19 protein-coding genes and 1 riboswitch are annotated in these 22,708 nt (G+C 71.4%); of the genes, 10 read left to right on the plus strand and 9 right to left on the minus strand.

The genetic code is table 11. The features are described 5' to 3' along the window. Window positions 1-105 precede the first annotated feature (105 nt). Window positions 106-363: a WhiB family transcriptional regulator gene (locus tag ACFVZH_RS14010; protein WP_003953983.1), complete on the plus strand. Its 258-nt coding sequence runs from the start codon at window positions 106-108 to the stop codon at window positions 361-363. Between the two features lie 180 nt (window positions 364-543). Here ACFVZH_RS14010 and ACFVZH_RS14015 read toward each other — a convergent pair whose 3' ends face one another. After that, entirely contained in the window at window positions 544-2,010 is a 1,467-nt protein-coding gene (locus ACFVZH_RS14015; protein ID WP_384896682.1) for a sensor histidine kinase, read from the minus strand. Between the two features lie 715 nt (window positions 2,011-2,725). Between ACFVZH_RS14015 and nagB the strand changes: the two genes are divergently transcribed. Then, window positions 2,726-3,511 carry a glucosamine-6-phosphate deaminase gene (nagB, locus tag ACFVZH_RS14020; RefSeq protein ID WP_384896685.1) on the plus strand — a complete coding sequence of 262 codons (786 nt, stop codon included), beginning with the start codon at window positions 2,726-2,728 and terminating at the stop codon, window positions 3,509-3,511. 88 nt (window positions 3,512-3,599) lie between these two features. Here nagB and ACFVZH_RS14025 read toward each other — a convergent pair whose 3' ends face one another. From ACFVZH_RS14025 to ACFVZH_RS14040, 4 genes are all read right to left on the minus strand, one after another. After that, entirely contained in the window at window positions 3,600-5,129 is a 1,530-nt protein-coding gene (locus ACFVZH_RS14025; RefSeq protein WP_384896687.1) for a glycoside hydrolase family 3 protein, read from the minus strand. A gap of 9 nt (window positions 5,130-5,138) precedes the next feature. Then, window positions 5,139-6,017, minus strand: a complete 879-nt coding sequence (locus ACFVZH_RS14030) for a carbohydrate ABC transporter permease (RefSeq protein WP_384896690.1) — start codon at window positions 6,015-6,017, stop codon at window positions 5,139-5,141. Then, window positions 6,014-7,003 carry a carbohydrate ABC transporter permease gene (locus ACFVZH_RS14035; RefSeq protein ID WP_384896693.1) on the minus strand — a complete coding sequence of 330 codons (990 nt, stop codon included), beginning with the start codon at window positions 7,001-7,003 and terminating at the stop codon, window positions 6,014-6,016. Before ACFVZH_RS14035 ends, ACFVZH_RS14030 begins: the two co-directional genes overlap by 4 nt. A gap of 75 nt (window positions 7,004-7,078) precedes the next feature. Continuing rightward, complete coding sequence (locus ACFVZH_RS14040; protein WP_384896695.1) at window positions 7,079-8,356, minus strand: extracellular solute-binding protein; 1,278 nt, start codon at window positions 8,354-8,356, stop codon at window positions 7,079-7,081. Between the two features lie 430 nt (window positions 8,357-8,786). On the opposite strand from ACFVZH_RS14040, the gene ACFVZH_RS14045 reads away from it, so the two are divergent. From ACFVZH_RS14045 to ACFVZH_RS14080, 8 genes are all read left to right on the plus strand, one after another. After that, window positions 8,787-9,551, plus strand: a complete 765-nt coding sequence (locus ACFVZH_RS14045; RefSeq protein WP_384896890.1) for a GntR family transcriptional regulator — start codon at window positions 8,787-8,789, stop codon at window positions 9,549-9,551. A gap of 271 nt (window positions 9,552-9,822) precedes the next feature. Then, the gene (locus ACFVZH_RS14050; protein WP_384896698.1) at window positions 9,823-10,788 is read left to right on the plus strand and encodes an aldo/keto reductase; all 966 of its coding nucleotides are present in this window, start codon (window positions 9,823-9,825) and stop codon (window positions 10,786-10,788) included. 88 nt (window positions 10,789-10,876) lie between these two features. Next, window positions 10,877-11,860, plus strand: a complete 984-nt coding sequence (locus ACFVZH_RS14055; RefSeq protein WP_384896701.1) for a helix-turn-helix domain-containing protein — start codon at window positions 10,877-10,879, stop codon at window positions 11,858-11,860. A gap of 112 nt (window positions 11,861-11,972) precedes the next feature. Next, the gene (locus tag ACFVZH_RS14060; RefSeq protein ID WP_267045770.1) at window positions 11,973-12,227 is read left to right on the plus strand and encodes a DUF3311 domain-containing protein; all 255 of its coding nucleotides are present in this window, start codon (window positions 11,973-11,975) and stop codon (window positions 12,225-12,227) included. Continuing rightward, window positions 12,224-13,849: a monocarboxylate uptake permease MctP gene (gene mctP / locus ACFVZH_RS14065; protein ID WP_384896704.1), complete on the plus strand. Its 1,626-nt coding sequence runs from the start codon at window positions 12,224-12,226 to the stop codon at window positions 13,847-13,849. Before ACFVZH_RS14060 ends, mctP begins: the two co-directional genes overlap by 4 nt. A gap of 90 nt (window positions 13,850-13,939) precedes the next feature. After that, on the plus strand, window positions 13,940-14,440 hold the full coding sequence (locus tag ACFVZH_RS14070) for a GNAT family N-acetyltransferase (RefSeq protein WP_384896707.1): 501 nt from the start codon (window positions 13,940-13,942) through the stop codon (window positions 14,438-14,440). A gap of 48 nt (window positions 14,441-14,488) precedes the next feature. Next, window positions 14,489-14,619: riboswitch (cobalamin riboswitch) on the plus strand. Between the two features lie 131 nt (window positions 14,620-14,750). Further along, entirely contained in the window at window positions 14,751-17,129 is a 2,379-nt protein-coding gene (locus tag ACFVZH_RS14075) for a ribonucleoside-diphosphate reductase subunit alpha (RefSeq protein WP_384896709.1), read from the plus strand. Further along, on the plus strand, window positions 17,129-18,145 hold the full coding sequence (locus tag ACFVZH_RS14080) for a ribonucleotide-diphosphate reductase subunit beta (protein ID WP_384896712.1): 1,017 nt from the start codon (window positions 17,129-17,131) through the stop codon (window positions 18,143-18,145). The genes ACFVZH_RS14075 and ACFVZH_RS14080 overlap by 1 nt, the downstream gene beginning before the upstream one ends. A gap of 68 nt (window positions 18,146-18,213) precedes the next feature. Here ACFVZH_RS14080 and def read toward each other — a convergent pair whose 3' ends face one another. The 4 genes from def to ACFVZH_RS14100 all read right to left on the minus strand — a co-directional run bounded on the left by def (window position 18,214) and on the right by ACFVZH_RS14100 (window position 22,642). Further along, window positions 18,214-18,846 carry a peptide deformylase gene (gene def, locus ACFVZH_RS14085; RefSeq protein ID WP_384896715.1) on the minus strand — a complete coding sequence of 211 codons (633 nt, stop codon included), beginning with the start codon at window positions 18,844-18,846 and terminating at the stop codon, window positions 18,214-18,216. A gap of 67 nt (window positions 18,847-18,913) precedes the next feature. Further along, complete coding sequence (locus tag ACFVZH_RS14090) at window positions 18,914-19,894, minus strand: tetratricopeptide repeat protein (protein ID WP_384896718.1); 981 nt, start codon at window positions 19,892-19,894, stop codon at window positions 18,914-18,916. A 79-nt stretch (window positions 19,895-19,973) separates the two neighbouring features. After that, window positions 19,974-21,263 (minus strand): HD-GYP domain-containing protein, encoded by a 1,290-nt coding sequence (locus ACFVZH_RS14095; protein WP_384896720.1) that lies wholly within the window; start codon window positions 21,261-21,263, stop codon window positions 19,974-19,976. After that, window positions 21,260-22,642: an HD-GYP domain-containing protein gene (locus ACFVZH_RS14100; protein ID WP_384896892.1), complete on the minus strand. Its 1,383-nt coding sequence runs from the start codon at window positions 22,640-22,642 to the stop codon at window positions 21,260-21,262. Before ACFVZH_RS14100 ends, ACFVZH_RS14095 begins: the two co-directional genes overlap by 4 nt. Between the last annotated feature and the right edge of the window lie 66 nt (window positions 22,643-22,708).

Genomic DNA, 22,708 nt, shown 5'->3' on the forward strand with positions numbered 1-22,708 from the left:
CCACACCAGTTCACCTGGCAGTCGGCCCTTCACTTACGGGGGGATTCGTGAAAGCGTTCACATTCACAAGCAACCAGCTTGTAACACCCTAGAGAGGTAGCAGCCATGGACTGGCGTCACAACGCCGTTTGTCGTGAGGAAGACCCCGAGCTGTTCTTCCCCATCGGCAACACCGGTCCTGCGCTGCTGCAGATCGAGGAAGCCAAGGCCGTCTGCCGCCGCTGCCCCGTCATGGAGCAGTGCCTGCAGTGGGCGCTCGAGTCCGGCCAGGACTCCGGCGTCTGGGGTGGCCTCAGCGAGGACGAGCGCCGCGCGATGAAGCGCCGTGCCGCTCGCAACCGGGCGCGTAACGCCAGCGCCTGAGCCACCTGCACAGCCTGAGGCACGCGGCGCGTACACCGTGTACGCAATCACCGCCCCCGAGCCGCAGCGCGCAGCGTAACCCACAGCATTCGAGCCCCGGACCGGTTCCTTTCGGTCCGGGGCTCGCTGCCGCGCAGGGCCCGGCCACCGCGCTTCCGCAGCGGCGGCCGGGCCCTTCCGCTACTTCTGCGGCTGCACCGGAATGTCGAGAACCACCTTCGTACCGCGCTCGGCACCCGGGAGCATGTCGAAGGAACCGCCCAACTCCCCTTCCACCAGGGTCCGTACGATCTGGAGGCCGAGGTTGCCGGCGCGCTGCGGGTCGAAGCCCTCGGGCAGTCCGCAGCCGTCGTCCTGGACCGTGATCAGGAGCCGGGCGTCGGCCCTGGGCTCGCCGCGCACGGCGGCGACCTCGACGGTGCCCTGCTCGCCCTGGGCGAAGGCGTGTTCCAGCGCGTTCTGCAGGACTTCGGTGAGGACCATGGAGAGCGGGGTCGCGACCTCGGCGTCGAGAATGCCGAAGCGACCGGTGCGCCGGCAGGTGACCTTGCCCGGGGAGATCTCGGCGACCATCGCGATCACCCGGTCGGCGATCTCGTCGAACTCGACGCGCTCGTCCAGGTTCTGAGACAGCGTCTCATGGACGATGGCGATCGAACCGACGCGCCTGACGGCCTCGTTGAGGGCCTCGCGGCCCTGGTCGGAGTCCATCCGGCGGGACTGGAGGCGCAGCAGGGCGGCCACCGTCTGGAGGTTGTTCTTCACCCGGTGGTGGATCTCCCGGATGGTCGCGTCCTTGGTGATCAACTCGCGCTCGCGGCGGCGCAGTTCGGTGACGTCCCGGAGCAGGACCAGCGAACCGATGCGGGTGCCCTTGGGCTTGAGCGGGATGGCCCGCAGCTGGATCACCCCGCCGTTGCCCTCGACCTCGAACTCGCGGGGCGCGTAGCCGGAGGCCAGTGTGACCAGCGCCTCGTCCACCGGGCCGCGGGAGGGGGCGAGTTCGGCGGTGATCTGGCCGAGGTGCTGGCCGACGAGGTCGGCGGCGAGCCCGAGCCGGTGGTACGCGGAGAGCGCGTTGGGCGAGGCGTACTGGACGATGCCGTCGGCGTCCAGGCGGACCAGGCCGTCGCCGGCCCGGGGCGAGGAGTCCATGTCGACCTGTTCGCCGGGGAAGGGGAAGGTCCCGGCGGCGATCATCTGCGCGAGGTCGGAGGCCGACTGGAGGTAGGTGAGCTCCAGCCGGGAGGGGGTGCGGACGGTCAGCAGGTTGGTGTTGCGGGCGATGACGCCGAGGACCCGGCCCTCGCGGCGCACGGGGATGGACTCGACCCGTACCGGAACCTCCTCGCGCCACTCGGGGTCGCCCTCGCGGACGATCCGGCCCTCGTCGAGGGCGGCGTCGAGGAGCGGGCGGCGGCCGCGCGGGACCAGGTGGCCGATCATGTCGTCCTGGTAGGAGGTGGGGCCGGTGTTCGGCCGCATCTGCGCGACGGAGACGTATCGCGTGCCGTCGAGGGTCGGGACCCAGAGGACGAGGTCGGCGAAGGAGAGGTCGGAGAGCAGCTGCCACTCCGACACCAGCAGGTGGAGCCACTCGAGGTCGGAGTCGCTCAGGGCGGTGTGCTGGCGTACGAGGTCGTTCATGGAGGGCACGGTGCGAGCGTACCCGCGGAATTCGAAGGCGGTGAACCTGGATCTCCGGGGCTCCGTGTTGGAGGATGGGCCGGGAAGCACCGCGTTCCTGTGGATGGACAGACAAGAATGGTCTAGTCCACAATGAACGTGAAAGAGCCTCCACCCTCCCCGCACAGGAGGGTGGAACGAGGTACCCGACGCTCTCTGCCCTGACTGCGTCGAGACCTCCCACACGGCCGAGGGACCGCACACCCCCGGCCGAGCAACTCCGGGCTGCGGTGCCGGACGGGCTGAGGGTCCCGTCAGGCGCCGCGGCCCGCGGGTGTTTCCGGGGCCGTTTCCCCGCCCCCACACCCCCGCCCCGGCGCCTCCGCCTCTCCCCCCCGCTCCCGGCGCCCCCTCCCCCTGCTCCCCCGCCGGCCAGGCGCCGTGGTGGCCCTTCCCGGTCGCGGAGGACGCGCGCTGGACGACGGGTGACCGGATCGACGCCTCGGGCGGTTCGCCGGCCCGAGCCCGTACGGGAAGGGGCTTCCGCGGTGTGACGGGAGGGCTCCGAGTGGCTGGGGGGTCAGGGGCGGCCGACGATGGAGACGGTGGCCGTCCGTGGGGTGGAACGGCATGAGGAGAGGGCCTCTCCTCTGCTAGATTTGGCCTTAGATTGGTCTATACCACACGGCCCCTCACCAGCCCCTCACCAGCCCCTCACCAGATCGGCAGGCACAGCGTGGAAGTTGTCATCGTCAAGGACGCCAAGGCGGGCGGCGAGCTCATCGCGGACGGCATCGCCGGCCTCCTGCGCCGCAAGCCCGACGCGCTGCTCGGCGTGGCCACGGGTTCGACTCCGATCCCGATCTACGACGCCCTTGTCGCCCAGGTCACGGCCGGTTCCGTGGACGCCTCGCGGGCCCGGATCGCGCAGCTGGACGAGTACGTCGGCCTGCCCGCCGGACACCCGGAGTCGTACCGCTCCACCGTGCTCCGCCAGGTCGTCGAGCCGCTCGGGCTGTCCCCGGAGGCGTTCATGGGCCCCGACGGCTCCGCCGAGGACGTCCAGGCGGCCTGCGAGGCGTACGACAAGGCGCTGGCCGAGGCCGGCGGCGTGGACCTGCAGATCCTCGGGATCGGCACCGACGGGCACATCGGCTTCAACGAGCCGTGCTCCTCGCTGGCCTCCCGCACCCGGATCAAGACGCTCACCGAGCAGACCCGGGTGGACAACGCGCGCTTCTTCGACGACGACATCGAGCAGGTGCCGCACCACGTCATCACCCAGGGCATCGGCACCATCCTGGAGGCCCGTCACCTGGTGCTGCTGGCCACCGGCGAGGGCAAGGCCGAGGCCGTGGCGCAGACCGTCGAGGGCCCGGTGGCGGCGCTGGTGCCGGCCTCCGCGCTCCAGCTGCACCCGCACGCCACGGTCGTCGTCGACGAGGCCGCCGCGTCCAAGCTGAAGCTCGCGGAGTACTTCCGTCAGACGTTCGCCGCCAAGCCCGCCTGGCAGGGCATCTGACCGGCCAGGCTTCCCCGGTCACGGCGAAGGGGCCCGGCACCTCTCCAGGTGCCGGGCCCCTTCGCGTACGGGCACGGGTGGCGGCGTGTCAGGCGCCGGTTCCCGCGACGGCCTCGGCGGCCGCGCGGCCGCAGACCCGGGCCGCACCGTGCGTGGCGATGTGCAGGGCCCCGCGGGGCTCCGCCTCGTTGAGGCCCATCTCGACCACGACGGTGTCGGGGCGGGCGGCGAGGAGGCCGTCCAGGGCCTTGGTCATCCACGCGTACCGGTGGACGTCACGGACGACCGCCACGATCCGGCGCTCCCCCGCGGCGGCGAGGACCGCGTCCACGCCGGAGGACTCGTCGTACGAGCCGGTCTCCGTGCCGGGCAGCAGGCGCTCCAGCTCCGCGGCGATGCCCCACGGCGTCTCGTCGCCGACGGCGAAGTTCGCGACGGGGGTGAAGGAGGCCACGTAGGGGGCGCCGGTCATCGGCGTGTAGGGCCGCTCCCCGCGGGTCACCTTCAGGGCCCGGCGGGCGGCGACGAGTCCGATGTCGGTGCCGGGCGCGGTCCCCTCCTGCACTGCCGCGCCCGACACCGTCTCAGCCCCGCCCCCAGCCCGGTGCGCCTGGGTCCAGGCCGCCAGGGCGCGCACGCGCGCCGCGGCGTCGGCCAGCCGCTCCTCGGGCAGTTCACCGGTCCGTACCGCGTCGACCAGCGCGTCGCGCAGCCGCAGTACGGTGTCCTCGTCGCACAGCCCGCCGCCGACGCAGATGGCGTCGGCGCCCGCGGCGATCGCGAGGACGGATCCGCGCTCGATGCCGTACGTCGCCGCGACGGCCTGCATCTCCATGCCGTCGGTGACGATCAGCCCCTCGAAGCCCAGCTCCTGGCGCAGCAGACCGGTGAGGATCTGCGGGCTCAGGGTGGCCGGACGGTGGGGGTCGAGCGCGGACAGAAGGATATGCGCGCTCATGACCGCTTTGGTACCCGCGGCGATGGCGGCGCGGAAAGGTACCAGCTCACGGGCGTGCAGTGTGGCGAGGTCCACATCGATCCGGGGCAGCGCGTCGTGGGAATCCACGTTGGTGTCGCCGTGTCCGGGGAAATGCTTCGTGCAGGCCGCGACCCCGACGCCCTGGAGGCCGTCGACGTACGCCACGGTGTGCCGGGCGACCAGGTCCGGGTCCGGCCCGAAGGACCGGACGCCGATGACGGGGTTCTCGACGTTGGAGTTCACGTCCGCCGAGGGCGCCCAGTTGAGGTCGACCCCGCACTGGACGAGCCGGCGGCCGAGCTCGCGGGCCACGGCCCGGGTGAGCTCGACGTCGTCGACGCTGCCCAGGGCGTAGTTGCCGGGGAAGGACGAGCCCTCCTTGACCTCCAGGCGGGTCACGTCCCCGCCCTCCTCGTCGATGGCGACGAGGACGTCGTCCCGCTCGGCCCTCAGCTGCGCGGTGAGCGCGGCGAGCTGCCCGGGGCTGACGATGTTCCGGCCGAAGAGGCCGACCGACGACAGGCCCTCGCCGATGCGGCGGAGCAGCCAGTCGGGGGCGGTGGTGCCGACGAAGCCGGGCTGGAGGACCGTGAGCGCGTCACGCGTCAGGGTGTCCGAGCCGTGTACGAGAGTGGTCATGGGGCTCGGTTATCCCTTCACCGCGCCGGCCGTCAGGCCGGCGGCCATCTTGCGCTGGACGAGCAGGAAGAGGATCACGATGGGGACGGCCATCATGGTGGAGCCGGCCATCATCGGGGCGTACTCGGTGCCGTTCTTGGTGATGAAGTTGCTGAGCCAGACGGTGGCCGTCTGGTTCTGCTGGCTCATCAGCATCAGGGCGTAGAGGTACTCGTTCCACGCCTGGATGAAGCCGTAGACGGAGGTGGCCACCATGCCGGGCGCGAGCAGCGGGAAGACGACGCGGACGAAGGCGCCGGTGCGGGTGCAGCCGTCGACCATGGCCGCCTCCTCCAGCTCCTTCGGGATGTTGACGATGAAGCCGCGCAGCGTCCACACCGTGAAGGGGAGGATGAAGGTCAGGTAGGTGATGATCAGGCCGCTGAGCCTGTCGTACTGACCGAGGTCGTTCAGGAGCAGGAAGACCGGGATGATCATGGCGACCAGCGGGACCATCTGGACCGCGAGGATGCCGACGATCACGATCTTGCGGCCGCGGAAGGCGAAGCGGGAGATCGCGAGGGCGGCGAGCAGGCCGACCGCGATGCCGATGACGACCACGACGAGCGAGACGACGAGGCTGCGGAGGACCGGGCCCCAGAAGTCGGCGATGTCGAGGGCGCGCTTGAAGTTCTCCAGCGTGAACGTCGACGGGAAGAAGTGCGGGTCCGGGTCGATCGCGTCCTTGGCCGGCTTGAAGGCCGTGTTGATCATCCAGTAGACCGGGAATCCGGCCGTGAAGACGACGAGCAGACCGAGGAGGTTCCAGCCGAGCTTGGACTTGCGGCGGTGGGTGACGGCGGGCGCCGGCGTCTTGGCCGGGGCTGCCGCGGCGTTGGCGGCGCTCACTCCACATCTCCGATCTTGAGCATCTGGCGCATGTAGACGGCGACGACGCCGAGCAGCAGCAGGACCGTGACGAGCGCGATCGCGGAGCCGGTGCCGTAGTCGTTGACGACGAACGCCCGGTCGAAGGAGTACGTGGTGAGCAGCTGGAACTCGGGCTCCGGGTGGCCGTTGCGCATCACGTAGACCTGCGGGAAGACGCCCATGTCCCAGATCACCGACAGCGTGGTCAGCATGACGATGATCGGCTTGAGGATGGGCAGGGTGACGAAGCGGAAGACGCCCCAGGCGCCGGCTCCGTCGAGGCGGGCGGCCTCTTCGAGCTCCTTGGGCACCTGCGTGAGGCCGGCGCTCAGGGTGATGACGACGAAGGGGACGGCGCCCCAGACGACCAGCAGCATGATCACGGCGAGGCCCTGCGGGCCGCTGGCGAACCAGTTGTGGCCGATCATGTCGACGCCGGGGATGCGGCTGAGCAGCCAGTTGAGCACGCCGTAGTCGGCGTCGAAGAGCCACTTGAAGATGGCGGTGGCGACGATGATGGGCATGCCCCAGCTCGCCACGAGCACGATGTTGATCAGCGCCTTGACCCAGCCGGAGACGCGCTGGAGCAGCAGGGCGATCATCATGCCCAGGACCATGGTGACGATCACGGCGCCGGCCGCGAAGATCACGGTGCGCAGGACGACGGCCCAGAACTCACTGTCGGTGAGGATCTTGGTGAAGTTGTCGAAGCCGGCCGACTCCGCTTCCTCGAAGCCCCACAGCTGGGGCTGGCCGAACTTCTGGAACGAGAGGGCGACCAGGCGGACCAGCGGATAGCCCAGTACCAGGAGCAGGACGAGGAGGCATGGCGCGAGCAGCAGCCATGGGACGCCTGCCCCGCCGTTCTTCTTGCCGGGCTTCCCCGGGCCACCGGCTGTGGAGCCGGAGGGTGGCGATTGCCGCACCGGCGGCACCTTCGCGGTGGTTGTGTCTGCGGCACTCATCCCGTGCTCCTCAGCGATCCCTCTCGTGGTACGGGCGGCAGGGCCCCGTCACGGTGACGGGGCCCTGCCCATAGGTCACTTGGTGTTGATGACCTTGTCGATCGCGGTGTCGGCGGCCTTGGCCGCCTCCTCCACGGACTTGCCCTTGGCGATGTCGATGAGCATCGTCTTGAGGATCTGGGCCTTCTCGACCTGACCCCAGCCCGGAGCGGTCGGGACGAAGTAGCTCGACTCGGCGGCGGTCGCCGCGACGGCGGTGGCCGGGTCGCTCTTCAGCGGCGCGAGGTCCGCCTTGTTGTTCGGCAGGTTGCCCTTGCCGATGAGGCCCTTCTGGCCCTCGGCGCCGGTGAAGGCGGCGATCCACTCGCCGGCGACGCCCTGCGCCTTGGACTTGACCGGGATGGCCAGGTCGGAGCCGCCGAGGAAGACCGGGAGGGCCTTGCCGGACGGGCCGGGCATCACGAAGTTCTCGAGCTTGTCCTTCAGCCCGCCGACCTTGTCGGACTTCGGGTCGGCGGCGGTGGCGCCCTCCCAGCCGGCGGCGAAGATCGTCGCGGACTTGCCCTGGCCGAAGACGACGGGACGGTCGGACTCGTCCTTCGTCTTGTCGCCGTGCATGTACTTGTCGAGGATGTTCTTGTACTCGGTGAGGCCCTTGACGGACTCCGGCGAGGACAGGTTCGCCTTCCAGGTCTCGCCGTCCTGCTTGGCGATGGAGCCGCCCGCGTCGAAGACGAAGGACATCGCGGCGTACCAGTCGGGCGACGGCTGGTACCAGGCGCTGAACTTGTCGCCCTTCTTCGCCTGGATGGCGTCGAGGGCGGCGGTCAGCTCGGCCCAGGTCTTCGGGGCGGCCTTGACACCGGCCTCCGCGGCGACGTCCTTGCGCCAGGTGCCGACACGGCCACCGGCGTAGTAGGGGACACCGTAGGTCTTGCCGTTGTAGGTGACCGAGTCCTTGAGGGCGTCGAGCCACTTGTCGGAGTTCGCGAACTTCGACGCGTCGACCGGGGCGAAGGCACCCTTGGCCATGTAGCTGATCATCTCGGTGTTGCCCATTTCGACAACATCCGGGGCCTTGTCCGTGGCGAGCACCGCGTCGAGCTTGGTGTTCTTGTCCGGCCAGCCGTAGTACTCGTGCTTGATCTTGATGCCCGGGTGCTTCTTGGTGACCGCGTCGTCGGCGGCCTTGACCAGCTCGGGCCAGTTGTTCTGGGCGTCGACCGTCAGCCAGACGGTGAGCTCCTTGGCGTCGCCGCCCGCGTTGTCTCCGGACTTGTCGGAGCCCCCACACGCCGCGATCGAAACCATCATGCCCGCGACGCCGATCGCCGCGATGAGCTTGCGCTTCACGCCACCCTCCTCAGGGATGCTGCAACCCCTGCCCACCGCGCGAAGACATACGTCGGGTAGTGCTCGTGGGGCTGGGACCTGGTCTTTAATGGTTTAGACCAGTACCCGGAGCTTGGCCTAGACCTTTTGGGGTGTCAAGGGTGCGTAAGACGGGTAGTGGCGTCCGTTATCGGACCGACACCTCGCCCCGTCGCGGCTCGCGGGCGAGGCCGACGGAGGCCGGAGGGAGAGGTCCACACCTCTCGGCCGGAATGGCCTAGACCAACGAGGGACTCCTCGGTGTATAAGAGGCAGGGAACGACTCCTCCTCGCCGAACCGGCACATATCGGCAGGAGAAACAGTGAGGGCACACGAAGCGTGCCACCATGTGAGCCGCGACAGACGGAGGAGCCGGTGACGGCAACAGCACAGGAGTCGGGAAGGCAGGCCATGGCCACGGACGCGGGCGGCACCGAGACAGAGGGCGGGGCAGTCACCCGTACCGCGCGTGTGCCCAAGTACTACCGGCTGAAGCGTCACCTGCTCGACATGACGGAGACCCTGCCGCCCGGCACGCCGGTGCCGCCGGAGCGCACCCTGGCCGCCGAGTTCGACACCTCGCGGACCACCGTGCGCCAGGCCCTCCAGGAGCTGGTCGTCGAGGGCCGCCTGGAGCGCATCCAGGGCAAGGGCACGTTCGTGGCCAAGCCCAAGGTCTCCCAGGCCCTGCAACTCACCTCGTACACCGAGGACATGCGGGCCCAGGGACTCGAACCGACCTCGCAGCTCCTCGACATCGGCTACGTCACCGCGGACGACACCCTCGCCGGCCTGCTGGACATCTCCCCCGGCGGCCGCGTCCTGCGCATCGAGCGGCTGCGGCTCGCGAGCGGCGAGCCGATGGCCATCGAGACCACCCACCTTTCGGCCAAGCGCTTCCCCGCGCTGCGCCGCTCCCTGGTGAAGTACACCTCTCTCTACACCGCCCTCGCCGAGGTGTACGACGTGCACCTCGCCGAGGCCGAGGAGACCATCGAGACCTCCCTCGCCACCCCGCGCGAGGCCGGGCTGCTCGGCACCGACGTCGGCCTGCCGATGCTGATGCTCTCCCGCCACTCCCTCGACGGTCAGGGCGAGCCGGTGGAGTGGGTGCGCTCGGTGTACCGCGGCGACCGGTACAAGTTCGTCGCCCGCCTCAAGCGCCCCAACGGCTGAGGCCCGGCGGCCGAGGCCCGGCCGGAGCACTCCACCGGCCGAGCCCGGCGGCCGAGCCCCGGCGCCCGGCACGCCCCGGCGGACGCTCCGGGACCCTGGCAGCTTCCGCCCGGCACGAACGTGACACCTCCGCGACGCCGCAGGTCGGCCGGCCGCTCCCGGCACCCGGGGCGGCGGCACCAAGTGACCGGGCGGAGGCTGCCACCCGATCCTCGATGACAGCGCGGGCCCGACGGCGTCAGCCTGGGGCTCCGCACACGAGGAGACGATCATGGAGTACACCACCCTCGGGGGTCCGTCCGGCCCGCGAGTGAGCACCCTCTGTCTGGGCACCCTGCCGTTCGGCACCCGGATCGACGAGGCGGCGACCTTCGCCGTCCTGGACCGCTTCCACGAGGCCGGCGGGACGTTCATCGACACGGCGAACACCTACGCCTTCTGGGAGCCCGGCGCGACCGGCGCCGAGAGCGAGCTGGTCATCGGCCGGTGGCTGCGCAGCCGGGGCGTACGGGACGAGATGGTGCTCGCCACCAAGGTCGGCGCGCTGCCCGACCCGCCCGGCTCGGCCTGGCCGGAATGCGCGGAGGGGCTGTCCGCCCCGGTGCTGCGCCGCCAGGTGGAGGAGAGCCTGCGGAATCTGGGCACGGACCGGATCGACCTCTACTACGCGCACATCGACGACCGGTCGACCCCGGTCGCGGAGACGATGGGCGCGTTCGGCGAGCTGGTGGCGGCGGGGAAGATCGGCCGGGCGGGCTGCTCGAACTTCGCGGCCTGGCGGGTCGAGGAGTCGCGGGGCGCGGCGGCGGCCGCGGGGGTGCCGGACTACGCGGCCGTGCAGCAGCGGTACACGTATCTGCGGCCGCGGCCCGGGGCGGAGTTCGGGGTGAACCCGCACGCCTCCGAGGAGCTGCTCGACTATCTGGGGACCCGGCCCGAGCTGACCTTCGTGGCGTACACGACGCAGCTGACCGGCGCGTACACGGATCCGCGCAAGGAGATACCCGAGCAGTACCGGCACGGGGGTTCGCGGCGGCGGCTCGCGGTCCTCGCCGAGGTCGCGAAGGAGCTGGGCCTCACCGCGAACCAGGTGGTGCTGGCGTGGGCGCTGGGTGGCGGGCTCCCGGTGCTGCCGGTGGTCGGGGCGAGTTCGGCGGTTCAGCTGGACGAGTCGCTGGAGGCGGTGGGCGTACGGCTGGACGACGGGATCAGGCGGCGGCTGGACCAGGCCGACTGACCGACCCCGCCCCTTTATTGGTCTAGACCTGAACGGGTGTCCCCTCTAGCATCGTCGCGGCACGGACAGCGACGAGGGGAGGCGCCGGATGCTGGAGGCGCTCGGCATAGCGGAGCAGCCGGAGGCCGTCTACCGGCTCCTCCTGGAGCGGCCCGGGTGCGGCCCGGCCGAGCTGGCGGAACGTCTCGGCCGCACCGAACCGGAGGTCCGCGAGGCCCTCGCCCGCCTCGCCGACCTCGGACTCGTCCGCGTCGACGCCGCCACCGGCACGGCCGAACCCTTCACCCCGGACGTCGGCTTCTCCTTCCTGCTCTCCCGCGCCGAGGCCGAACTCGGCCGGAGCAGACGCCGGTTCGAGCAGGCGGGCCGGGCGGTGGCCGGCATCCTCGCCTCGTACGGCGACCGCCCCGGCGCCGGCGTCCGGCACGACCTGGTCGACCGCATCACCGGCCTCGACCAGGTCCGCGAACGCCTGGAGGACCTGGCGGCCAACGCCCGCACCGAATGCCTCTCGCTGCTCACCGGCGGGGCGCAGCTGCCCGACACGATGGACGCCAGCCGGCCCCTGGACCGACTCGCCCTGGAACGAGGGGTGCGGATCCGGTCGATCTACCAGGAGAGCTTCCGCAACGACCCGCCGACCGTCGACTACGTGCGCTGGTACCGCGACCTCGGCGGCGAGGCCCGGACCATGCCCGTCGTCCCGATGCTCATGGTGGTCGTCGACCGTGAGGCCGCGCTCGTCCCGGTCGACCCGGCGGACGGGCGCGCCGGCGCCCTGGAAGTGCGCAGCCCCGGTCTGGTGCACGCCCTCGTGGTGCTCTTCGACCGGCTGTGGGAGGCGGGCACCCCGTTCGGCGAGAGCCCGCGCCGGGACGAGCACGACCTGTCCCCGCAGGAGCGGGAGTTGCTCCTGCTGCTCGGCATCGGCTGCACCGACGACGTCGCGGCCCGGCGGCTCGGGGTCTCGCTGCGGACGGTCCGCCGGATGAACGCGGAACTGATGAACCGGCTGGGCGCGCGCAGCCGGTTCGAGGCGGGGGTGCGGGCGGCCAAGGAAGGCTGGCTCTGAGGAGATTTCCGAATAATCGGTTCCGTTATGCGGACGGGGGTTCCCTGCGGCGGAGGCGTCCCCTAGATTTCCCCAGCATTACCGAGGTGATCAGCGAGGGGACGGAATCGCCATGTCAGAAGCGACACAAGGGAAACAACCGACCATCACCCCCCTGAGGGTGGTGATCGCGCTCTGCCTGTTCGCCCCGTTCGTGGCGATGCTCTGGGTGAGTTCGTACGCGAAGACCGAACCGCTTTTCGCCGGCATCCCGTTCTTCTACTGGTACCAGATGCTCTGGGTGCTGATCTCCACCGTGCTCACCATGATCGCGTACAAGCTGTGGCAGCTGGACCAGCGTGCCCGCAAGGGAGGTGACGCGCGATGAAGGACGGCGTGAACGGCGTGGCGCTCGGCGTCTTCGTCTTCTTCTTCGTGGCCGTCACGGTCATGGGCTTCCTGGCCGCGCGCTGGCGCAAGGCCGACAATGAGCAAAGCCTCGACGAATGGGGCCTGGGCGGCCGGTCGTTCGGCACCTGGGTGACCTGGTTCCTGCTCGGCGGCGACCTCTACACCGCGTACACCTTCGTCGCCGTCCCGGCGGCCATCTACGCGGCGGGCGCGGCCGGTTTCTTCGCCGTGCCGTACACGATCCTGGTGTACCCGCTGATCTTCACGTTCCTGCCGCGCCTGTGGTCGGTCTCGCACAAGCACGGGTACGTGACCACCTCCGACTTCGTCCGCGGGCGCTTCGGCTCCAAGGGCCTGTCGCTCGCCGTCGCGGTCACCGGCATCCTCGCCACCATGCCGTACATCGCGCTCCAGCTCGTCGGCATCCAGGCCGTCCTGGACGTGATGGGCGTCGGCGGCGGCGAGAACACCCACTGGTTCGTCAAGGACCTGCCGCTGCTGCTCGCCTTCGGCGTCCTCGCGGCGTACACGTACTCCTCGGGTCTGCGCGCCCCGGCGCTCATCGCCTTCGTCAAGGACACGCTGATCTACATCGTCATCGCGGTGGCGATCATCTACATCCCGATCAAGCTCGGCGGCTTCGACGAGATCTTCGCCAAGGCCGGCGAGGCGTACGCGCAGACCAACCCGGCGACCGGCAAGCCGCGCGGCGCGCTCGTCCCCGGCGAGGCCGGCCAGTGGACGTACGCGACGCTCGCGCTCGGCTCGGCGCTCGCGCTCTTCATGTACCCGCACTCGATCACGGCGACGCTGTCGTCCCGGAGCCGCGAGGTCATCCGCCGCAACACCACGATCCTGCCGCTGTACTCCCTGATGCTGGGCCTGCTCGCGCTGCTCGGCTTCATGGCGATCGCCGCCGGGATCAAGGTCAAGAACGGCCAGCTCGCCATCCCGCAGCTCTTCGAGACGATGTTCCCCGACTGGTTCGCGGGTGTCGCCTTCGCGGCGATCGGCATCGGCGCGCTCGTCCCGGCGGCCATCATGTCGATCGCGGCGGCCAACCTGTTCACCAGGAACATCTACAAGGACTTCATCAAACCGGACGCGACACCGGCGCAGGAGACCAAGGTCTCCAAGCTGGTCTCCCTCCTGGTGAAGGTCGGCGCGCTGGTCTTCGTCCTCACCATGGACAAGACCGTCGCGATCAACTTCCAGCTGCTCGGCGGCATCTGGATCCTCCAGACCTTCCCGGCCCTCGTCGGCGGCCTGTTCACCCGCTGGTTCCACCGCTGGGCGCTGCTCGCCGGCTGGGCCGTCGGCATGGTCTACGGCACGGTCGCCGCGTACGGCGTCGCCAGCCCGACCCAGAAGCACTTCGGCGGCTCCTCCGCCGAGATCCCGGGCATCGGCGAGATCGGCTACATCGGCCTCACCGCCTTCGTCCTCAACCTCGTCGTCACGGTCGTCCTGACCTTCGTCCTCAAGGCCGTCAAGGCCCCCGAGGGCATCGACGAGACCTCGCCGTCCGACTACACGGCGGACGCCGGCGACACCGGCGTGCGGACCGAGCCGCCGAAGGTCGGCGTCGGGACGCACTGACCCGCGGCACGGCCGTACGCGCAGGGGCCCGGGATTCTCCGCCAGGAGATCCCGGGCCCCCGCGCGTCGCCCGCGGGGGAGACTGGCCCCATGGACTTCACGATCAGGGCGGTACGGCCCGAGGAGCACGAGGAGCTGGGCGAGCTCACCGCGGGCACCTATCTGAACGACGGGCTGCTGAAGTACGGGGCCGAGGACTCGTACCTGCACGTGCTGCGGGACACCGAGCGGCGGGCGCGCGAGAGCGAGGTGCTCGTCGCCGAGGACGGCGACGGGCGGCTCCTGGGCGGGGTGACCTTCGCCCGGGGCGCCACCCCCTGGGCCGACATCGCGGTCGAGGGCGAGGCCGAGTTCCGCATGCTCGTGGTCTCCCCGGAGGCCCGCGGCCGGGGCGTCGGAGAGGCCCTCGTGAGGGCCTGCGTCGAGCGGGCGCGGGACCTCCCCGGCTGCGCGCGTCTCGTGCTCTCCACGGACGTCTCCATGGTCGCCGCGCACCGGATCTACGAGCGCCTGGGCTTCGTCCGCACCCCGGACCGGGACTGGGAGCCGATCCCCGATCACTCTCTGCGCACCTACGCCCTGGAGTTCTGAGCCGGGGCGGCGACACAACATGTGGGGGGTGCCAAGAGCGGCGCCCCCCACATGTATGCTCGTGCTCGCTGTCGACGCAGGGGAATCCGGCGCGAATCCGGAACTGTCCCGCAACGGTGTGCTTCGTGCGGATTCGTACGGAGTCAGTCCGAGGACCTGCCGCCAGCGCACCCGGTCCTTCCGTTCCGGGTGCCACTGACTTCCGGGCCTCGCGGAGTGGGCCGGTGGACACGGCGCGGCCCATGAACCGTTCGCGCCCCTGCCCGCCTTCCCCCGTCGCGGCCCCGGCCGAGCGAGGGAGAGCCCCCACGTGACCATCGCGCCCGCCGATCCGGCTTCGGCCGAGGCTTCCGCGGTCGAGAGCGACGGCCCCGGGACCGTGCTGCTGCGGACCCTGACCGACCTCACCGCCGATCTCCCCGACACCGACCCCGGCAAGGTCGCCGCCGCCGCGCTGCGCGGCCGCAGCGCCGCGTCGGACGAGGCGGAGCTGCGCGAGCTGGCCACCGAGGCGGCCGCGGGCCTGATCGCCGACGACCCGGCGTACTCCCGGCTCGGCGCCCGGCTCCTGACGATCACCATCGCCGACGAGGCGGCCGGGCAGGGCGCGGTCTCCTTCTCCGCCTCCGTCGCCGTCGGTCACCGCGAGGGCCTGATCGCCGACCGCACCGCCGAGTTCGTCGCGCTGCACGCGGACCGGCTCGACGCGACGATCGACGCGGCCGGCGACGACCGCTTCGGCTACTTCGGTCTGCGCACCCTCTACTCGCGCTACCTGCTGCGCCACCCGATCACCCGCCAGGTGATCGAGACCCCGCAGCACTTCATGCTGCGTGTGGCCTGCGGTCTGGCCGAGGACGACAGCGTCCGCGCGCTCGACGAGGTCGCCGCGCTGTACGGGCTGATGAGCCGCCTGGACTACCTGCCGTCCTCCCCCACGCTCTTCAACTCCGGCACCCGCCACCCGCAGATGTCCTCCTGCTACCTGCTGGACTCCCCGCAGGACGAGCTGGACTCCATCTACGACCGCTACCACCAGGTCGCGCGCCTCTCGAAGCACGCGGGCGGCATCGGGCTCTCCTACTCCCGCATCCGCGCCCGCGGTTCGCTGATCCGCGGCACCAACGGGCACTCCAACGGCATCGTGCCGTTCCTGAAGACCCTCGACGCCTCCGTCGCCGCCGTGAACCAGGGCGGCCGCCGCAAGGGCGCCGCCGCCGTCTACCTGGAGACCTGGCACGCGGACATCGAGGAGTTCCTGGAGCTCCGCGACAACACGGGCGAGGACCAGCGCCGTACGCACAACCTGAACCTGGCGCACTGGATCCCGGACGAGTTCATGCGCCGGGTCAACGCGGACGCCGAGTGGTCGCTGTTCTCCCCGGCGGACGTACCCGAGCTGGTCGACCTGTGGGGCGACGAGTTCGACGCCGCCTACCGCGCCGCCGAGGCCAAGGGCCTGGCCCGCAAGTCGATGCCGGCCCGCGACCTCTACGGCCGGATGATGCGGACCCTGGCCCAGACCGGCAACGGCTGGATGACCTTCAAGGACGCGTCGAACCGGACGGCCAACCAGACGGCCGAGCCGGGCACGGTCGTCCACTCCTCGAACCTCTGCACCGAGATCATCGAGGTCACGAACGACGGCGAGACGGCCGTCTGCAACCTCGGCTCGGTCAACCTGGGCTCGTTCGTGATCCCGGGAGCCGGCGGCGGGGACATCGACTGGGAGCGCCTCGACGCGACCGTCCGCACGGCCGTCACCTTCCTCGACCGGGTCGTCGACATCAACTTCTACCCGACCGAGCAGGCCGGGCGTTCCAACGCCCGCTGGCGTCCGGTGGGCCTGGGCGCCATGGGCCTCCAGGACGTCTTCTTCCAGCTGAAGCTGCCGTTCGACTCCGCCGAGGCGCGCGCGCTGTCCACCCGTATCGCCGAGCGGATCATGCTCGCCGCGTACGAGGCGTCCGCCGACCTCGCCGAGCGCAGCGGCCCGGTCCCCGCCTGGGAGCAGACCCGCGCGGCCCGCGGTGTCCTGCACCCGGACCACTACGACGTGGAGCTGAACTGGCCCGAGCGCTGGGCCGCGCTGCGCGAGCGGATCGCCACCGTCGGCCTGCGCAACAGCCTCCTCCTGGCCATCGCGCCGACCGCGACCATCGCGTCGATCGCCGGTGTCTACGAGTGCATCGAGCCGCAGGTCTCCAACCTCTTCAAGCGCGAGACGCTGTCGGGCGAGTTCCTCCAGGTCAACTCGTACCTCGTCGACGAGCTGAAGAAGCTCGGCGTGTGGGACGCCCAGACCCGGGAGGCGCTCCGCGAAGCCAGCGGCTCGGTCGCCGGCTTCACCTGGATCCCGGCCGAGGTCCGCGAGCTGTACCGCACGGCCTGGGAGATCCCGCAGCGCGGCCTGATCGACATGGCCGCGGCCCGCACCCCCTTCCTGGACCAGTCGCAGTCGCTGAACCTGTTCATGGAGACGCCGACGATCGGCAAGCTGTCGTCGATGTACGCGTACGCCTGGAAGCAGGGTCTGAAGACGACGTACTACCTGCGCTCCCGCCCGGCGACCCGGATCGCCCGCGCCGCCCAGGCCGCCGCCCCGATCCCCGTGCAGCAGGCGGCTCCCGACGCGGACGCGATCGCCTGCTCCCTCGAAAACCCCGAGTCCTGCGAGGCATGCCAGTAATGAGCTCCACCGAACAGAAGAACCTCCTCGACCCGGGCTTCGAGCTGACCCTCCGTCCGATGCGCTACCCGGACTTCTACGAGCGCTACCGGGACGCGATCAAGAACACCTGGACCGTGGAGGAGGTCGACCTCCACTCGGACGTCGCCGACCTCGCCAAGCTGACCCCGGCCGAGCAGCACATGATCGGCCGTCTGGTCGCGTTCTTCGCGACGGGCGACTCGATCGTCTCGAACAACCTGGTGCTGACGCTCTACAAGCACATCAACTCCCCGGAGGCGCGCCTGTACCTGTCGCGCCAGCTGTTCGAGGAGGCCGTGCACGTCCAGTTCTATCTGACGCTGCTCGACACCTACCTGCCCGACCCGGACGACCGCGCGGCGGCCTTCCACGCGGTCGAGGAGATCCCCTCCATCCGCGAGAAGGCGCAGTTCTGCTTCAAGTGGATGGACTCGGTCGAGAAGATCGAGCGTCTGGAGACGGCCGCCGACCGGCGCCGCTTCCTGCTGAACCTGATCTGCTTCGCGGCGTGCATCGAGGGCCTGTTCTTCTACGGCGCGTTCGCGTACGTGTACTGGTTCCGGTCGCGCGGTCTGCTGCACGGCCTGGCGACCGGCACCAACTGGGTGTTCCGCGACGAGACGATGCACATGAACTTCGCCTTCGAGGTCGTGGACACCGTCCGCAAGGAGGAGCCGGAGCTCTTCGACGACGCCCTCCAGCAGCAGGTCACGGACATGCTGAAGGAGGCCGTCGAGGCGGAGCTCCAGTTCGGCCGCGACCTGTGCGGTGACGGCCTGCCCGGCATGAACACCGAGTCGATGCGCGAGTACCTCCAGTGCGTCGCCGACCAGCGCCTCCAGCGCCTCGGCTTCGCCCCGGTGTACGGCTCGGAGAACCCGTTCTCCTTCATGGAGCTCCAGGGCGTCCAGGAGCTCACCAACTTCTTCGAGCGCCGCCCGTCCGCGTACCAGGTCGCGGTCGAGGGCTCGGTGGATCTGGACGAGGACTTCTAGCCCACGGCTGTACGAGGAAGGGCCCCGCACTCGGCGAGTGCGGGGCCCTTCTCCGTGCGGACGTGCGATCAGGCGTTCGGGACCGTCTCGTAGCGCGGGGTGCCCTCTTCCATCTGGCGCAGGGCGTCCTTGCGGTCGCGCTTGGACAGCTTGTCGATGTAGAGGAAGCCGTACAGGTGGTCCGTCTCGTGCTGGAGGCAGCGGGCGAAGTAGCCGGTGCCGCGGACCTTGATCGGGTTGCCCTGGGCGTCCTGGCCGGTGACCGCCGCGTAGTCGGGGCGGGCCAGCTCGGCGTAGGCGGTCGGCACGGACAGGCAGCCCTCGTTGGACTCGTCCAGGACGCGCAGCTCGGCCGGCAGCTCCTCCAGGACCGGGTTGCAGACGACGCCGACGTGCCGGGCGCCCTCGTCGTCCATGCAGTCGTAGACGAAGACCTTGAGGTCCACGCCGATCTGGTTCGCGGCCAGGCCCACGCCCTCGGCGGCCTTCTGGCTGGCGAACATGTCGTCGATCAGCTTCGCGAGCTCGTCGTCGAACTCGGTGACGTCCTTGCACTCACGGTGGAGCACGGGGTTGCCGACGACCGTGATCGGGCGGGCCGTGCCGCGCTCGCGGTAGGCGAGCTCACGCGCCTCGCAGTCCTCCGTGTCCACGACGAAGCCGTCGTTGATCGTCTGGTCGTCCGTGTCCTGCTGCGCCATGTCCGGCCGCGCCTTCCTGAAAACCCGATTCCGTCGGAGGACAGCCTACGGGCCCCGGGGGAACCGCTCAGCAGACCTCTTCGAGATCACGCCACTCACGGCTGTCGGGACTGTCCGCCACCCAGCCGTCCAGCAGCCCGCGCACCAGGCCCGGCGGGGCCGCGATGCCGCACTCCCGCTCCGGCACCCACAGCTCGCCGGGCGAGCGGTGGCCGAGCGGCCCGGGGTGTCCCGGCTCGCTGTGGTCGTGCGGGTCGGAGTGCTCGCCCTCGCCCTCGGCGCTCGGCATGGTCGACTCCGAACAGGCGCGGCAGAGCAGCCGTACGGAGGACGACCAGTCCTCGGCGGCGAAGCCCGCCTCGGCGGCGAGCTGCTCCAGGGCGTCCCGGTCGGCCTCGGTGGCGGCCTCCAGGAGGACCACCCAGGTGGGGACGGGGGACGGGGCCCACAGTTCGATCTCGTCGAAGACCGGGTAGGAGGGGCCGGCGGTGGTGGTCCGCTCGCCGTTCGGCACGCCGTCGTGGAGGACGACCTCGCCCCAGCGGCGGCCCGAGGACGGCAGCGGGATGGAGAGGACCTCGATGCGGGCCGGGTCCAGCCGGCGGCCCCACACGACCTCGGCCTCGCCCTCGGGCGACAGCCGCACGGCGGCGCTGCCCAGCTCCATGCCGGCCGGCTCGCCGGTGCCGGCGGCCGCGCCGGGCACCTTGAGTCCGTATGCCTGCCAGGCCCGGCGGGCCAGCGGCCAGTCCTGGAGCGCGGTGGCGGCGATGCCGACGTTCCACCAGTCGGGGGCGCCGGTCTCCTTGTCGAGCAGCGCGACCGCGCGCAGCCCGGCGGCCCGCGCCTGCTCCCAGTCGTGCCGGAACTTGTGCAGCAGCGCCAGGTTGAACCAGGACTCCGAGAGCCAGGGCTCCAGATCCGCCGCGCGGGTCAGGAGCGCGCCCGCGTCCTCGTACCGGCCGTCGCCGATCAGCGTGAACGCGCGGTCGGTGGCCTGCCGCCACGAGGCGGAGGGCCGATGCCGTACCTTCCCGAAGATCTTCACGATTCCCGCCTGCCGGTCGCTTCACCCTCTTGTTCGCATCCAACCATGCCCGGTCGGACGCGCGCTCATTACCCATGGGTTACCCCGTGGGGGCGGAGGTCACCCCAGCGGCTCCGCCCCGCGCCAGGACCCTGGCCAGGCATTCGACGACATCCGGGTGATAGTCGCGGGCGGTGCCGAGCCTGAGGCGTTCGAGCGCGTCCAGGGCCGCGCCCGCCCGGTCGCCCGCGAGGTCGTCGTAGGCGTTCACGGCACGGACGATCCGGGCGGGCACCGGCTGCTCGCGGTAGGGGTCGGCCTGCCGCTCGACGATCACCGCGACGGAGGCGGGGACACCGGTCCTGCGGACGACCTCGCCGCCCAGGAGGGCGATCCGGCGCTGCTCCTCGGCGGGCAGCAGGGCGGTGGCGCCGCCCGCGACCGGGTCGACGAGGGAGAGCTGTCCGATGTCGTGCATGAGCGCCGCGTGTTCGAGGACGGTCAGCTCGGGCCCGGAGAGGCCCAGCTCGCGCCCGACGGCGGTGCTGAGGGCGGCCACCCGGCGGGCGTGGCCGGGCGGGGTGCAGCCGGCGATCTCGGTGGCCCGGGCGAGGGACGCGATGGTCTGCCGGTTGACGGTCCGCACGGCCGCGTACCGCCGGAAGGAGACCTGGGTGAGCAGCAGGGGCACGGCGAGCACCGGCAGCGCCCACAGCCCGGCGGCGGCGACGCCGAGCGCCATGACGGCGCCGGTGGCGCAGACGGCGGAGCCGATGCCGAGGAGGGCGCGCAGTTCGTCGCGGAGGAGGGGGCCGTACGGGAATCCGGTGCGGGCGCGGAGCACGAGGGCGGCGAGGACGGCGTCGCAGAGGGCGGTCAGGACGAGCAGGAGGAGCAGGAAGACGGCGTACCAGGGGCCCTGGCCGAGGTGTCCGACGACGGCCCCGGAGTTGTAGAGGGGCTGGAAGCAGAGCGCGGCGAAGCCGACGGTGAGGACGCGGCGGGCGAGGTGGTCGAGGCCGGGGTCGTGGCCCCGGGCGAGGTGGGGGACGATCCCGGCGAGGCCGGCGGCGACGACGACGGCGGTGATCTGGAGGACCCCGTGGGTGGTGGCGGTGCCCGCGCTCTCCCCGAGGAGGGCGTAGGCGAGGGCTCCGGCGGCGGAGAGCGGCGCGGGCTCCCGCCCGCGGGGCTCTCCGGTGGCGGCGGGCGTCCCGGCGCGGGGCCCGGTGCCCCAGCGGGCGAGTTCGCCGAGGACGATGAGGGTGCCGAAGGCGAGGGCGTTGCCGGGTTCGTCGACGCCGTTCCAGAGGGTGGAGCCGAGGCCGGCGAGGCTCAGCAGCAGCGCTGCCCCGTACACGGCCCCGACGGTGCCGGCTCCGGGGCTCACGCGCGTTCCTTCGGCCGGGCCAGGGGCGCCTCGGCCTCGCGGGGCGGGGGCACCCGGTCGGGCTGCGGGGTCTCGTCGGCGGTGACGGCGGGCTGCCAGCCGTGCCGGTCGAGGGCGCGGACGAGGGCGGCGACCATCCGGGGGTCGAACTGGGTGCCGGCGCACCGCTCCAGTTCGGCGACGGCGGTCGGCACCGGGCGGGCCCTGCTGTACGAGCGGGTGGAGGTCATGGCGTCGAAGGCGTCGGCGACGGCGACCACCCGGGCGAATTCGGGAATCTGCTCGCCGTGCAGTCCGTACGGGTAGCCGCTGCCGTCCAAGCGTTCGTGGTGGTGGAGGATCGCGGCCCGCGCCTCGCCGAGGAAGCCGATGCCGCGGACCATCTCGTGCCCGTACTCCGGGTGCAGTTCGATGATCCGGCGCTCCTCGGGTGTGAGGGGGCCGTCCTTGCGGAGCACCCGGGTGGGTACGCCCAGCTTCCCCACGTCGTGCAGGATGCCGGCGAAGCGGACGACGTCGAGCCGGTCCTCGGCCAGGCCGAGCTCACGGGCGATCAGGACGGAGGCGTGGCCGACCCGTTCGCTGTGGCCGCGGGTGTAGCGGTCCTTGATGTCGACGGCCTGCACGAGGGCGCGGATGGTGGCCTGGTGGGCGGCGCGTTCGCGGTGGTACTGGGCGAAGACCCAGCAGGAGATGTACATCGGGAGCAGCACGAACAGCGCGGCGACCGGTCCGTAGGTGCTGCGCCAGAGGACGGCCATCATCAGGCCGGCGAGCCCGTGCACGGTGTGCGGGGCGAGCGCCCGGCCGAGGAGGCCGCGCCAGGCGGTCCGCGGGGGCAGTCCGTCGGCGGTGGCCCGGATGCCGCCGTCGAGGGCGGTCAGGACCAGGCAGAAGGCGAGCGCGGCGGCGCCCGCGGGCAGCAGCGCGTACGGCAGGTCGGGGGCGTCCGGCCCGCGGCCGAGGGCGGCGGGTCCGCCGAGGGCGCCGGCGGTGACCGCGGCGGCCCAGACGGCGAGGGCCGTCGCGGCGGCCCGCCAGGCGCGGCGCGGCGCGGCCGGGGGCTCCTCGACGCGGGCGAGGAGGCTGCCGGGCACCGCGGTGAGCACCGCGGCGGCGGGCGGAAGGAGCAGGGCGGCGGCGAGCAGGACGGGGAAGAAGGAGCCGGTGCCCAGGGGGATGGAGCCGCCGAGCGCGCGGCCGAGGAGCGGGCAGCGGCCGGGCAGCTCGCAGAGCGCGTACAGGGCGGCGAGGAGGGCGACGGTGGCCCAGGGGATGGGCGCGCCGGGGCGCAGCGCGGGCAGGGCGCACGCCCCGGCGCCGGCCAGGGCGCAGCCGATGTACACGCGGGCCGCTCGTGGAATGACCTTCACGCCCATCACGGCTGTCACGCTAGCGAGTCGCGGGGCGCCGGACGGCCGGGTACGAGCGATTCGCACCATCGG

The sequence above is a fragment of the Streptomyces sp. NPDC059534 genome, assembly GCF_042743475.1.
In the GTDB taxonomy this organism is placed as follows: Bacteria; Actinomycetota; Actinomycetes; order Streptomycetales; family Streptomycetaceae; genus Streptomyces.

Coding starts and splice junctions, on each gene's coding strand:
- ACFVZH_RS14010 (WP_003953983.1), top strand. CDS start 106: ATGGACTGGCGTCACAACGCCGTTTGTCGTGAGGAAGACCCCGAGCTG.
- ACFVZH_RS14015 (WP_384896682.1), bottom strand. CDS start 2,010: ATGAACGACCTCGTACGCCAGCACACCGCCCTGAGCGACTCCGACCTC.
- ACFVZH_RS14025 (WP_384896687.1), bottom strand. CDS start 5,129: ATGACCACTCTCGTACACGGCTCGGACACCCTGACGCGTGACGCGCTC.
- ACFVZH_RS14035 (WP_384896693.1), bottom strand. CDS start 7,003: ATGAGTGCCGCAGACACAACCACCGCGAAGGTGCCGCCGGTGCGGCAA.
- ACFVZH_RS14045 (WP_384896890.1), top strand. CDS start 8,787: ATGGCCACGGACGCGGGCGGCACCGAGACAGAGGGCGGGGCAGTCACC.
- ACFVZH_RS14050 (WP_384896698.1), top strand. CDS start 9,823: ATGGAGTACACCACCCTCGGGGGTCCGTCCGGCCCGCGAGTGAGCACC.
- ACFVZH_RS14055 (WP_384896701.1), top strand. CDS start 10,877: ATGCTGGAGGCGCTCGGCATAGCGGAGCAGCCGGAGGCCGTCTACCGG.
- ACFVZH_RS14060 (WP_267045770.1), top strand. CDS start 11,973: ATGTCAGAAGCGACACAAGGGAAACAACCGACCATCACCCCCCTGAGG.
- mctP (WP_384896704.1), top strand. CDS start 12,224: ATGAAGGACGGCGTGAACGGCGTGGCGCTCGGCGTCTTCGTCTTCTTC.
- ACFVZH_RS14070 (WP_384896707.1), top strand. CDS start 13,940: ATGGACTTCACGATCAGGGCGGTACGGCCCGAGGAGCACGAGGAGCTG.
- ACFVZH_RS14080 (WP_384896712.1), top strand. CDS start 17,129: ATGAGCTCCACCGAACAGAAGAACCTCCTCGACCCGGGCTTCGAGCTG.
- def (WP_384896715.1), bottom strand. CDS start 18,846: ATGGCGCAGCAGGACACGGACGACCAGACGATCAACGACGGCTTCGTC.
- ACFVZH_RS14100 (WP_384896892.1), bottom strand. CDS start 22,642: ATGGGCGTGAAGGTCATTCCACGAGCGGCCCGCGTGTACATCGGCTGC.